This is a genomic window from Streptomyces sp. CC53 (assembly GCF_001865245.1).
In the GTDB taxonomy this organism is placed as follows: domain Bacteria; phylum Actinomycetota; class Actinomycetes; order Streptomycetales; family Streptomycetaceae; genus Streptomyces.
Genome location: NZ_MKXB01000172.1, coordinates 1 through 12,527, shown reverse-complemented (window position 1 = coordinate 12,527; position 12,527 = coordinate 1). Strand labels below are relative to the sequence as shown.

9 protein-coding genes and 2 pseudogenes are annotated in these 12,527 nt (G+C 72.0%); 1 reads left to right on the top strand and 10 read right to left on the bottom strand.

The window, feature by feature from the left end; genetic code table 11:
- A partial coding sequence (locus tag BJP40_RS21520) for a transposase (protein ID WP_256220794.1) occupies nucleotides 1–373 on the bottom strand: 373 nt, incomplete at its 3' end.
- Nucleotides 313–489 carry a winged helix-turn-helix domain-containing protein gene (locus tag BJP40_RS35805; protein ID WP_256220795.1) on the bottom strand — a complete coding sequence of 59 codons (177 nt, stop codon included), beginning with the start codon at nucleotides 487–489 and terminating at the stop codon, nucleotides 313–315. The genes BJP40_RS21520 and BJP40_RS35805, both read right to left, overlap by 61 nt.
- Between BJP40_RS35805 and BJP40_RS35800 the strand changes: the two genes are divergently transcribed.
- Nucleotides 478–684: a hypothetical protein gene (locus BJP40_RS35800; protein ID WP_071281734.1), complete on the top strand. Its 207-nt coding sequence runs from the start codon at nucleotides 478–480 to the stop codon at nucleotides 682–684. The two genes, BJP40_RS35805 and BJP40_RS35800, sit on opposite strands and share 12 nt — an antisense overlap.
- Nucleotides 685–1,130: 446 nt before the next feature.
- Here BJP40_RS35800 and BJP40_RS21510 read toward each other — a convergent pair whose 3' ends face one another.
- The 8 genes and pseudogenes from BJP40_RS21510 to BJP40_RS21475 form a co-directional block, all read right to left on the bottom strand.
- Nucleotides 1,131–1,673, bottom strand: a complete 543-nt coding sequence (locus tag BJP40_RS21510) for a pentapeptide repeat-containing protein (protein ID WP_226962457.1) — start codon at nucleotides 1,671–1,673, stop codon at nucleotides 1,131–1,133.
- Nucleotides 1,674–1,764: 91 nt separating this feature from the next.
- The gene (locus BJP40_RS21505) at nucleotides 1,765–4,164 is read right to left on the bottom strand and encodes a hypothetical protein (protein ID WP_071281732.1); all 2,400 of its coding nucleotides are present in this window, start codon (nucleotides 4,162–4,164) and stop codon (nucleotides 1,765–1,767) included.
- Nucleotides 4,161–4,583, bottom strand: a complete 423-nt coding sequence (locus BJP40_RS21500; protein WP_071263676.1) for a DUF6507 family protein — start codon at nucleotides 4,581–4,583, stop codon at nucleotides 4,161–4,163. Before BJP40_RS21500 ends, BJP40_RS21505 begins: the two co-directional genes overlap by 4 nt.
- Nucleotides 4,584–4,615: 32 nt before the next feature.
- A complete protein-coding gene (locus BJP40_RS21495) occupies nucleotides 4,616–4,927 on the bottom strand; it encodes a pore-forming ESAT-6 family protein (RefSeq protein ID WP_071263678.1) in 312 nt (103 codons plus the stop codon).
- A gap of 71 nt (nucleotides 4,928–4,998) precedes the next feature.
- Nucleotides 4,999–5,334 carry a hypothetical protein gene (locus BJP40_RS21490; protein WP_071281731.1) on the bottom strand — a complete coding sequence of 112 codons (336 nt, stop codon included), beginning with the start codon at nucleotides 5,332–5,334 and terminating at the stop codon, nucleotides 4,999–5,001.
- Nucleotides 5,335–5,453: 119 nt separating this feature from the next.
- A pseudogene (locus BJP40_RS21485) lies at nucleotides 5,454–6,786 on the bottom strand (DUF6177 family protein).
- 500 nt (nucleotides 6,787–7,286) lie between these two features.
- Nucleotides 7,287–11,265: pseudogene (gene eccCa / locus BJP40_RS21480) on the bottom strand (type VII secretion protein EccCa).
- A gap of 18 nt (nucleotides 11,266–11,283) precedes the next feature.
- Nucleotides 11,284–12,186 carry an ATPase gene (locus tag BJP40_RS21475; protein WP_071281730.1) on the bottom strand — a complete coding sequence of 301 codons (903 nt, stop codon included), beginning with the start codon at nucleotides 12,184–12,186 and terminating at the stop codon, nucleotides 11,284–11,286.
- Nucleotides 12,187–12,527 lie beyond the last annotated feature (341 nt).

The following is a 12,527-nucleotide window of genomic DNA, read 5'->3' as shown; positions in this document are numbered from 1 at the left end:
CCTTGGCGTGGTGGGTGCTGGCGTTGTCCCACACCACGATCAGCGGGGCATCGCCGAGCTGTCGGCGGGCGGAGGTGAGCAGGTCCACGAACTCGCGGGTCCGGAAACCCTTCTTCTCGCCGGTGCGGCCCCGGTATGTCTGCGTCCGGTAGATCAGACGGGTCTCACGCCCCGGTCTGACACAGATCATCCCGGCCATCAGGACCCGGCCCGAGCCCTTCCCGGTCGCCCTGACCAGCGGCGTCCGCCCGCGCCGTGACCAGGTGCGGCCTTTGCCGGGTTTCAGGTCCCGCCCGGCCTCGTCCTCGAAGACTATCCACGCGCCCAGGAGCTGGACCGTCCTCCTACCCGTGACCACTGCTCCGACCGCCACCGTGCTACGGCCTGCTCGTCGCGCTCGACCGCCCGGTGCGCGGGGACCTGCGGTGACCAGCCCGGCCGGTGCAGCAGATACGACACCCCGCGCGGGGTGTACCGGTGCCCGAACAGGCGGTGGATCAGCTCCGCGACCCTCGCCAGGGTCCACCGCTGGTCCTCCAGCCAGCCGTGCGCCGCCGGTCCCGCTTCCAGCTCGGCCTGCAGCTGTTCTGCCTGGGCATCGTCCAGTCGGCACGGAAAGCCGCCGGCCCCTTGGAGGCCAGGGCCGCGCTGCCGCCCTGGCGCCAGGCGGTGTGCCGGGCGTAGGCCGGCTTCCGCGACACCCGTAGCCTGCGGGTCACCTCCGGCGGCCGCACCCCCTGCCCGAACATCTCCGCGGCCTCAAAGCGCACCGCTTCACGCGTCGCCCGCCCCGCGGCGGTCAGCCCGCCGCCATCCGCGTACCTCATGACGAGGATGTAGCACCGCCAACGCCGACTGTCACCCCACCCTTTCAACCTCAGCTTCAGTGCGCGACCCGAATCCCGTTCATTCTCTGCTGGCGATGCTCGGCCGCGATTTCGGCGCAGGTCTTCGTCAACTTCACCGTCCGCGCGCAAGATTGCATGCATGAGCTGCGGTTCTCTTGACCCAGGGCAAGCGTTCGCGGCCTCCCCCACCGCTGAAAACGCCAGCCCCACGTCTTTGCGCGGATGCCGCGGTACTCCACACACCCGCTGCGTCCTCAGCCAGGGGAGTCCATGACTTTCCGATCAATGACGATCAGCACGTTGGGATCTGGAGATGACAGTAACCGTGCCGCCCTTGTTGCGAATCCACTGCTCTAGGTCAGCGCCGCCGATCGTTGTGAGCTTTTCGCCAGTCGAGACTTCAACCGGGCCGAAGATCGACCCTGAGAAACCCTGCAGAATGACAGTTTCGTCGAGTCTCACCCTGAAGGAGTTCTCCATCACGGTTGCGTCGGTCAGATCCGCTCCACAGAGGTTGGCGTCCAGCAGTGAGGCTCCCATGAGTCGCGCACCACGGAAGCTCGCCCCTGATGCGTCGACGCCATAGAGGGACGCCTTGACGAAGTCTGCGCCATCGAGAACAGCCGCCCTCATCACGGAATCATCAAGGTTAGAACGCACAAGGGAAGCGCCAGCCAGATCAGCCCCCGAGAGGTCAGCCCCCTGCATGTCAGCGCGATAGAAGTCCGCCTCCTTCAGCACAACTCCCGCCAACTTAGCGTCACTGAACCAGGACTCAGAGAAGTCGCCTCCCGTAAGGTCGGCACCCCTGAGATCGAGACCCACTGCGTCGAGGCTGCCCCCGCCCTCCTGTAGCCATTCCTGCAGTCGACGGGCGGCAGTACGGTCGACTGGAAAGGCCCGAGGCGCCCAGCCCCTACGGGTACCAAATGACATTGTTCTCCCAGCCGTTCTTCTCGACGATGGACCGTATGTCATCAATTGCTGCCTGATTTGCGTTACGAACGTCAAGGATAACAGTGCGCTCCTTGTCGACGATCTGCTCCTCAAGCTTCCTGACCCATCTACCGTTATTGGCGGGATCGTAGGCCCCTCTGAAGGGCTGAGACTTGTCTCGAACGTTGTTGAACGGCGGCCAGTCTGAGTGAACACCCTTAATGTCGTAGTACCTGCCCGTGCTCGGTGAGTAGAACTCCCCGCGATCTGGCTCGGCGGGACGTTGGATATCAGCAGGGACCCGCCCCTGCTCACGAAGATCCAATCCCACCCTCGCCTCATCCTTGGACGGCTCCGAGATTCCGCCGTTCTTGTCCGGATCCCGCTGCAGGTGGTCAAAATCAGCGGGGCTCCGCTGCTCCACCTCGTCGAGATGCAGCCAGTGATCAGCACGCTCCTGCGTCGACAGTTCTGGGAGCGGTTCGTTCACCCGGCTCGGCAGGTCGGCCGACCACGATGGGTCGACGTTGGATCCGGTTCGCCCTCCTCCGTTCGGCGGCTCGGCTACCGGAGGCTGACCCTGCGGGGGCATTGTGTCAGCGGTGCCCCCACCTGGCAGGGGCGTGTCCGGACCATTCCACGCCTCACCTCCGGAGTCACCCGTTGAAGTACCGTCGCGGAGTCCGGTGTCGGCTGTGCCGCCATCCGGTGTGTTCCGGTCCGCGCTATTGCCGGGCATGCCCTCCGGGGCCGTGCCGCCCGGGGTGGTGTCCGGGCGGGCAGTCGGGGTGTTGTCCGCGGGGCGGTGGAGCGGGTCGGGGGTGTCCGAGCCGAGGCGGAGTACGTCGTCGTTGCCGCGGGCGCCGACTGCGGCCGGTTCGCGTTCCGGTACGGCCGCCGTGGCGGGTGTGTCGGGCTTCGGGGCGGTCGTGTGCGGGGCGTTGGCGCCTGTGGGGGGCTCGGCTTCCCTGGGGGCATCCTCGGCCCGCTGGACGAGGGTGCCGTCGGCGTCGTAGAGGTGGCCCTTGGGGTCCATGAAGCGGGCGGGGCCGTCCACCGGCAGGGTGACCGTGCCCGGCGGGAGCGTCGCGGTTCCTTCCGGGAGTCTGACGGTGCCGTCGGGGAGCTTGAGTGCGCCGTCCGGGACGGGGGTGCCGGAGGGAAGGTCGAGCGTTCCGTCGGGCAGGACCCTCGCGCCGTCCGGGAGGGCGAGTGCTCCGTCGAGGTTGATGCTGGGGATGTCGAGGGCCCCGGCGCCCTTGAGGCCGGTCATGATGTCGCCGATCTTGACCACGCCCGCGCCCGCGCCCTTGGAGAGGTACGTCATCGGGTCGACGGCCTTGCCGGCCTTGCCCGCCAGGGACAGCGTCCTGGCGACCGCGCCCGCCTTGCCGGCGCCAGCGACCGCGCCGCCGGCACCGCCGGTGAAGACGGTGGTCAGGACGTTGAAGGTGACCTCGCCCGCGGCGCGCGAGGGGTTGGAGCCCCACTTGTCCCAGGCCAGCAGGGCCTTGCCGGTCTCCTTCACCGCGGTGCGCGAGTCACGCAGCCAGGCCGGCAGCTTGTCCTCGGGCATCGCCCAGTACGCGGCGCCGACGCCGGGTATCGCGGTGATCACCACGCCGGTGAGGAGCTTGCCGAGGCCGGTCCACGCCTGGCCGGCCGCGTCCCAACCGTCGAAGCCGACCAAGGTGCCCAGGCCCTTGATCGTGCCCCACACGCCGTCGACGATGACGCCCTTGCCGAACTCCCAGGCGTGCTCGTGGATGTGGTACCAGGGGATCGACTCCTGAACGGCGTCGCCCCAGGGCAGGCTCTCGGACTGCTTGAGGGCCTCGGCGTCGTAGCCGTACATGCCCTTGCCGTTGGAGCCGTCGTTGACCTTCAGGGGCTCGCCGCCCACCAGTGCGACGATCTTCGCATGGCAGGAACGTTCCGCCTCCTGGAACTGCGCCCACACCTCCGCGATCGCGTTGCGGCGCTCGAGGTTCTCGTCGATCAGGTCGCCGTCCTCGCGCCACTCGTCGTCGCCGGCGATCCGCTCCCGGAAGGTCACCGCCTGCGCGCGCAGATCGTCCAGGCGCTTGACGAGAGGCCGGATGGTGCTGGCGTACGTGCCGAGCGCTCCGGCGATCACGCACATGTCGGAGCTCAGGTCGAGGCCCTTGTCGGCGACCGGCTTGGTGGTCGCGAACAGCTGCTCGGCCTCGGGCGCCCGGTAGAAGGCCCGCAGTCCGCCGAAGGCGCTGTGGATGTCACCGGCCGCGGTGGAGACCTTGAGCCCGTGGCCGCTCAGCGCCTTCACCTTCGCGTCGAGCTCCTCCTCGTTGCCGGTGAAGACGGGCACCTCTCCCGGGATGACCGGCTCGTTGCCGCTCACTTCTTCCCCCCGAGGTCCTTCAGCAGGTCCAGGCGCACCGAGCGCGCCGCGTCCTGGGCTTCCTTGGCCGTCTCCAGGTCGCCTTCGACGTACGCGTTCGTGGCCTTGGCCGCGCCGAGCACCGCTGCCTGGGTCCGCTCGGCCATCGACCTGAACTCCTTGCCGCGCTTCTCCACGTACTGCGCCAGCGCCGCGGCGACCGGCCCCTGGGCCTTGCGCTCCAGGTTGTCGGACGACGACGGCGGGCCCTGGAGCCGTGTGGTGGCCGCCGAACCGGGCACCGCCGTCCCGGCGGCCGCGGCCGCCGCCTGTATGTCGCCGAGCATCGCCTGCAACGCCTTCTCCAGCTCACCCGCCTTCGTGCCGGTGAGCCGCAGCTGGCCCTGTACGCCCTGCGGCTTGATGTCCCACCCCGTCATGCACGCACCCCCGTACGCGTGTCAGTCAGCGCTCAGCCGATGTTGTCGACCGCCGCCTTGGCCCGCGCCAGTGTCTGCTGCGCGGTCGCGTCGTTCTTCTCCAGCGTCGTCTTCAGCAGCCGGATGATGTTCTTGACCTCCTGCGAAGCGCTGTTCCAGCGCAGCTCCTTCGCGTGGTATTCGTCCGACACTCCGTCGGCCTGGAAGTCCTTCATCGCGGCCTTCACCTGCGCGTCCCGCGCCGAGATGACCTGCTCCAGACGCGCGATGACCGCCTGGATGTTGGTCTGCGCCTCCGTCGACGCCGAGACGTCGTACGAACGGCGGTCGCTACCCGATGCCATCGAAAGTCCACTCCCCCGCAGTGATGCGTCAGTAGGTGTCAGTGGTGCCCGCCCGGGCGGGACACCGCACGTCAGCGGCGGCCGGAGAAGCGGGCCGCGTCGAAGTTCGCCGTCGACATCTGCGACCGCGCGTTCTCTCCCTGCTCCTGCTCACCGGAGCCGAAGGCCGACTCCATGCCGGACTGGCCGCCGAGGATCGCCCGCAGCGACGCGTTCAGCTCGGCCGTGATCTCGTCCGACCGCGACTTGAACAGGTCGAACGACGCCTTGCCCGCACCGTTGAACTTGCCCTCCAGCGGCGCCGCCGCCTGGATCAGCTGGCGGATCAGCAGACCCAGGTCATTCGTCGACAGATTCGACTGCTGCAGCAGGGTCGTCAGGACCTTGGAGCCCATGTCGAACTTCATCAGCTTCCCCCCAACCGGTCTGATGTTCGGCTACTGACCCATGTGTATCAACCGTGCGGACGTGTTTGCAGTTCGGAACCGCGGCTCCGTGACACATATATGACAGGGCGCCAGTTGGGTTATTCGCCCTTCAGGTGCCTCATCAGTGCCTCGAAGTCCGCCCAGCCCGACAGGTCCGAAGGGTTCCCCGGCAGCGGGTAGTACAGGCCCGGGCGGGCCTTCGGGCCGAGTTCCACCGGTGCTTGGGGCAGCGGGGTGCGCCGGGCGCGGTCACCCGGCACGGCCCGCACCTCCTCGGCCCCGAGGACGAACGCCAGGGGTACGCCGGGGCCTTCGAAGCGGTACCGCGAGGTCGCGCCGGGCCCTGCGGATCTGTACGAGCATCGACTGCAGGCGGTGGCGGGTGGCGAGGGCCTCCGCGGCGCGCGGCACGGCGTCCACCGGCGGTTCCTCGCCCGCGCCGTAGCCGAGCGCCAGGGTGATCTCCTCCTCGATCCCGGCCGTGGTGCGGCGTACCCGCACCGTGGCGAGGCCCGGCCGGTCGGGGTGCCCGACCACGACGCACCACGTGGGCCGGGGCGCCCGTGCGCGGGCCACGTCGGTCAGGCGGCGCGGCGACCACGGCAGGTTGGCGGGCTCGGCGGTGCCCCAGCCGGCCGGCGGCTCCCCCGTCAGCTCCCGCCAGACCGCCTCCAGGCCGCCGCCCAGCACCAGACGCTCGTCCGCCGGGTGCACGGCGCGGTAGGTGATCGCGAGCTGCCGCTCGCCGGTGCGTGCCACCTCCCGGAAGGCGCCGGCCACCGGAGGCGCCGGGGCCGCCGACTGAGCCGGGTGTGTCGGAGCCAGGGGCGCGAACATGCCGTCCTGCCAGCGGAGAACGGCTCCGGTCAGGCCGTCGTAGTAGCCGTCCCTCTCGTCCTGCACGACCCACCGCGACGGCCAGCCGCCGAGGCTGTCGCGCACGGCGGGCGACATGAACGTGCCGGGCGGGCTGACGACCTGGAGGCCCAGGCCCGCTTCGGCCGCGGCGCGGAAGGCGTCCGCGAGCCAGGCCGTCATGGCGACGACCGGCCGGTCCTGGATGACGACGGCGACCTTGTCGGTGAGCACGTCCACCGCGGGTTGCGCTGCTGCCGGCTCGGGCGCCACGGTCACCCCCTCCGTGGGCACCACCTCCAGCGACCCCGCGGTGTCCGGCGGCCACGCGGAGCCCCCCGCGAGGTCGGCGAGGCGGGCCGCGAAGGTGCCGGCGAGCCGCTCTGCGTCCGGCACGCCGGTGGTGGCACGGGCCTCCGTCCACCAGAACGGGACGGGGGGCGGCGCCGCGCCGAGCAGGCGCTCGGCCTCGCCCGCGACCTGGACGAGCAGCGGCGCCTCGACCGAGACGAGCGGCCGGCCCGTCTCGTCGCAGAGCTGCACGACGGCGCCCTCGCCCGTGAGGCGCCCCAGCATGTCGGGGCCGCCGGCGAGCAGCCCCGCGAGCACGGTCGCCGGGTCGGGCATGCGGCGGGTCAGGGCGATGACGTCCTTGGTCATGGGGTCCTTCGGTTCCTCGGGGCTCTCGGGTCGTTCGGGGCGCACGGGTGGCCCGGGTCGTTCGGGGCTCACGGGTGGCTCGGGGCGCCCGGGGGTTTCGGGTGGCTCGGGTCGCTCTGGGGGGCGGGTCGCTCCGGTCGATTGCGGCGTTTGCGTCGCTCGGGTCGTTCGGGCTTCGCCTCGCCTTCGGGTCTCTCGGGTCTCTCAGGTCTCTGGGGTCTCTCAGGTCTCTCAGGTCTCTCGGGTCTCTCGCGGTTCGTGTGCACCGTGCGACGGCCCTGTAGGCGTACGGCCGGCAGCGGCGCTGCGGGTGACCGGTCGGCGCCGGGCTCCGCAGCACGTGCAGGTGGTCTGGATCAGGGGGTGCAGGCCGTCCGGATCAGGGCGGTACGGATCCCGCGGTGCACGCGGTCGGGTCAGGGGCTGTAGGCGGTCTGGACGAGGCGGTTGGCGTGGCCCCTGCGGACGAGGACGCCCCGGCCCGGTGGCTGCGGCGAGGCGTAAACGCCCGGGTAGAGCTGGCCCTCGCCGCGGTCGCCGTCCATCACGAGGGCCGAGGCGCCGGACTCGCGCAGGCCCATGACGAGCGGCTCGTACATGCCGCGTGAGGCGCCTGCGACCCGGCGGGTCAGCACGAAGTGCAGGCCGATGTCGACGGCGGACGGGATGTAGGGGAGGAACGGGGTGAGCGGTGCCTGCCCGGCGGTGGTGAGGACGTCGTAGTCGTCGACGAGGACCACGATGCGGGGGCCGCCGCCCCAACTGCCCGGCTCCAGGTCGTCCAGGGAGGCGCCCTCGTCGGGCAGCCGCTTCTCCAACTCGGTGGCGATGCCCGCCGAAAGCCCCGCGCACAGCTTGCCGTTGTACGCGTACCCGCCGAGGAACTCCTCGGGGATGACGCCGCGCAGGCCCCTGCGCGGGTCCATGACGGCGAACACGAGGTCGTCCTCGCCGTGCCGCTCCATCAGGCCCGTCGCGACCGTTCTGAGCAGGCTGGTCTTGCCGCACTCGCTGTCGCCGAGCACCAGGAGGTGCTGGTCGTGCGCGAACAGGTCGAGCAGCACGGGCGCGAGGCCGGTCTGGTCGAGGCCGATCGGGACCCGGCGCGGTTCCGCGGCCGGTCCGGGGAGCAGGGCCGGTTCCAGGACGTGCGGGAGGACGCGCACCGGCTGGGCGACGTCGCCGCTCCAGGTGGCACGGACCGTGCCGGCGGTGCGCTCCAGGACCGTGCCGAGTTCGGCCGCGTCGGCGAGGCCGTCCGTGCGGGGCAGGGCTGCCTGCGCGAACAACTTGCGGTCGGTGAGGACCCGGCCGGGCTCGTCGGGAGCCAGGGTCTCGGCGAGTTCGCGGTCGATGCTGGACTCGCCCGGGTCGTTGAGCCGCAGTTCGACGCGGGTGCCGAAGTTCGACTGGACGGCGATGCGCACGTCGTTCCAGCGGAGCATGCCCGCCACCACGTGGATGCCGTAGCCGCCGCCCCGCTTGAGGAGGTCGGAGACGGTGTCGTCCAGTTCCTCGAAGTCGTCGCGGAGCGCCCCGAAGCCGTCGATGACGAGCACGATCTCGGCGGACGCCAGCTCGGGGAGGCGCCCGGTGGCGTGCAGGGTCCGCAGCTGTTCGACGGAGTCGATGCCGTGGGTGCGGAAGAGTTCCTCGCGCTGGGCGAGCATGCCGCGCACCTCCTCGACGGTGCGGGCCGCGCGTTCCCGGTCGGCGCGGGTGGCGACGCCGCCGACGTGCGGCAGCCCGGACAGCGCCTGGAGGCCGCCGCCCACCAGGTCGAGGGCGTAGACGCCGACTTCCTGCGGCGTGTGGGTCAGGGCGAGCGACAGGACGAGGGTGCGCAGCAGGGTCGTCTTGCCGGACTGGGGGCCGCCGATGACGGCGGCGTGGCCGCCCGCGACCGTGAGGTCGAGGAACCACTCGCCCTGCCACTGCTTCGTCGGGTCGTCGAGCAGCCCGAGCGGCACCTGGAGGGGGCCGCGCCGCCTCCGCAGCTGCATGCCGCGCCGGGCCGACGTCCAGCGGGCCGGCCACCCGGTCGAGCGGGAGCGCGGCCGGCAGCGGGGGCAGCCAGATGCGGCGCACGGGCGCGGCCGGCGCGCGTTCCAGCTGTTCCACCATCGTGCCGAGCTCGGTGGGGCCGGTCTCCCTGCGCCGGACGGGCGGCTCCTGCGCGTCTGTGTCGGATCCGGGCTCGCCCAGGGTGTTGAGCGTCGGGTACTCCAGCACGAGGGGGCCGGTGTCCTCGTCCTCGGGGCGGCGGACCGGTCCCCGGTACGCCCCGGAGACGTAGCCGGCCTTGAAGCGCTCGTAGTGGCTGGTGTCGACCTTGAGGTAGCCGAAGCCGGGCAGCGGCGGGAGGTGGAAGGCGTCCTGGGTGTCCAGGCCGGTGCGGGACTCGTCGGCGGAGAAGGTCCGCAGGCCCAGCCGGTACGACAGGTAGGTGTCGAGTCCGCGCAGCTTGCCGCCCTCGATGCGTTGGCTGGACAGCAGCAGGTGCACGCCGATGGAACGGCCGATGCGGCCGATGGACAGGAACAGGTCGATGAAGTCGGGTTTGGCGGTGAGGAGTTCGCCGAACTCGTCGATGACGACGAAGAGATGGGGCAGGGGTTCGAGGTCGGGGCGCCTGTCGGCGCGCAGGGCCGCGTAGTCGCCGATGTCGGCGACGTTTCCGGCGTCCTTCAGCACCTGCTGGCGGCGTTTGACCTCGCCGGCGAGAGAGGCGTGGACGCGTTCGACGAGGCCCGCCTGGTTCTCCAGGTTGGTGATGACACCGGCGACGTGCGGCAGCCCGGCGAACGGGGCGAAGGTCGCCCCGCCCTTGTAGTCGACGAGGACGAGCGCCAGGTCCTCCGGCGGGTGTGTGGCCGCCAGGGCGAGGACGAGTGTGCGCAGCAGCTCCGACTTGCCGGAGCCGGTGGCGCCGACGCACAGGCCGTGCGGGCCCATGCCCAGTTCGGAGGACTCCTTGAGGTCGAGGAGCACCGGTTCGCGGGCGTCGTTGACGCCGATGGGCACCCGGAGGAAGGACCGCTCCCCGCGGGGTGCCCACAGCCTGTCCAGGTCGAGGCGGGCCACGTCGTCGACGCCGAGCAGGTCCGCGAAGCCGACCGGCCCGGCCAGCGGCGCGTCCGCGAGCGACTCGGCGGACAGCCGCAGCGGGGCCAGCATCCGCGCCAGGCCCTCGGCGAACGGCGGGTCCACGTCGTCGGCGGTGCCGCGCGCGCTGACCGGTTCCTCCCCTCGCAGGTCCTCGATGACGACCCGGCCCGCGTCGACGGTGATCCGTACCCCGACGTGGCCGGGTTCCTGTATGCGCTGTTCGAGGAGGTGGACGACGGTGACGCCCATGTCGCGGAGGCCGACGGCCTCGTCGGGCAGCGGCAGTTCGACGGCGTCCTCGCCGTGGCCGTCGGAGACGACGAGCAGCCGGGACGTCATCGTCAGGGCGTCCCGGTCGGACAGTCCGCGGCGCACCTCGGCCGCGTAGGAGGCGCGGCGCCGCAGCTCAGGGCCCAGCCGGCGGGCGAGCTGGGGGAGGGAGGGGGCGATGCGCCGGGCGGCCACCGGCCCGTCGAACCGCTCGGTGTCCAGCAGGTGGGGCAGCCACTTGGCCCACTCCCAGTCGCCGAGCCGCTCGCCGGGAGCGGCGACGGCGACGCCCACGTCGTCGGGCGCGTGGAGGGCCGCCGCCTGGACGATCAGCGCGCGGGCCACGCGCAGGCAGTCCTCGCGGGGCCCGACGACGCTGATGTTGCCCACGCGGTCGAGGGGGACGGTGAGCGGGAGTTCGTGGCCGGTGCGGAAGCGTGCCGCCAGGGCGGACGCCTCGTTCAGCATGAACCGGTCGGGTGGGCTGAGCACGGTGGACTCGGGCTGGGCGATCCGCAGGTCGCGTACGGGCATCTCCCCGGTGCCCACCCTGGCGCGGAGGAAGTCGGCGTCGGGGCGGCGGCGCTCCCACAGCCGCGCCGGGTCGCGCACGACGTCGTACAGCGCGTGCGGCGGCGGGTTGAGGACGTCCGCGGTCTCCCGCCGGTCCCGCTCCTCGGTGGCCAGTTCCTCGCGCAGGTCCTCCAGGTACGCCAGGTAGGCCTCGCGCTGGGTGCGGCGGGTGCGCTGCGCCTTGCCGCGCTGCGAGAAGACCATCACGAGGGAACCGAGGACGGTGACGACGAGGAGGAGCGCGCCGAGTGCGGCGAACTGGCTGTTGCGGACGACCGTCATCATCACGACGGACGACATGACGCCGGCGACCGGCAGCAGCGACATGGCGACGTTGCCGGCCTTGCCCTCGGGGAGGTTCGGTGGGGCCTCGACGACGCGGGGCTCCGAGGCGGCGGGCGGGCGTGTGGTCCGGGCCGGGCGGTGGATCAGTCGGGTGCTCATCAGCTGCTCAGACGGGGTTCAGTGGCGCCGCAGGGACATCTGGAAGACGTCGGCGGCGAAGCGGGTGACGGACTGCCGGGTCGGCTCGGCCAGCAGGTCGGTGCGGATGGTGCCGCCGGCCGCGAGGTGCCGGTCGTACGGCAGGACGTGCACGGACACCCCCGTCGACGCCAGGCTGCGGGCGGCCTCGTCCACGTCGAGGCGCGCGTGCGGGGTCGCTTCGGTGAGGACGACGACGGTGCCGGCGATCACGTGCTGGGGCAGTCCGCGCATCCACTCCAGGACCGTGCGGGTGCTGGAGACGCCCTCCGGTGTGGCCGGCGCGGTCAGGACGCGTGCCTGGGACGCGGAGACGGCGACGCGGGCCACCTTGGCGGGCAGGGTTTCGCAGTCGACGACCGTGACGCCGAAGTAGCGGCGCAGGGCGACCATGACGCGCCCGTACGTCGTGCTGTCCAGCATCGCGCCGATCTGGCCCTGGCTGGCGGGGAGGAGCCAGGCGTCGCCGGGCAGCCGGGTCAGGTAGCCGGTGACGTCCAGCAGGGACATCTGCGGTTCGACGATGTCCGCGATGTCGGCCGTGGTCCACCGCACGTGCTCGGCGCCGAGCCGCAGCGGCAGGGACCCGAGGGACGGGTCGGCCTCCACGATCAGGACGGGGTCCTGGCGGTAGTGGGCGTAGGTGGTGCCCAGCAGGGCGGCGACGGTCGACTTGCCGGCGCCGCCGCGTATCGAGGTGACCGCGATCTGCCGGCCGGTGGTGACCGGCTGCTGCAGCGTCTCGGCGGTACGGGTCGCGTCGGCGACCTCGCGCGCCGCCGATGAGGAAACGATTCTCCGTACGGTGCGGACGATGCGGGCGGTGCGGGACTCGCCGTGCTGCGGCCTGCGGACGGCCCCGGCCAGGTGCTCGTCGGCCACCGGCCGGGAGTCGGGGGTGGGGCGCGTCCGGGAGGCTCCTCCTGGGCGGTGGGCCGCCACCGGCTGGGCGGCGGGCGCGGGTACCGGATGGGCGGGGGTGCCGGCCTGGGCGGGTGCCGGATGAGCGGGAGAACCGGTCTGGGCCGACGCCGGGTGGGCGCTGGGCGCGGGCACGGGGTGGCCGGGAGCGGGGTGGGCGCCGGGCTCACCTCCCTGGGCGGGGCCGTACGTGGCAGGCGCGGCGGCAGGGCCCGGCCCGGCGGAGGACCGGGCAGCACGCGGCGCGGCGGGGCCGGGCACGGGACGGGCGGGCGGGCGGACCGGCCTGGGCGGGCGTGGGG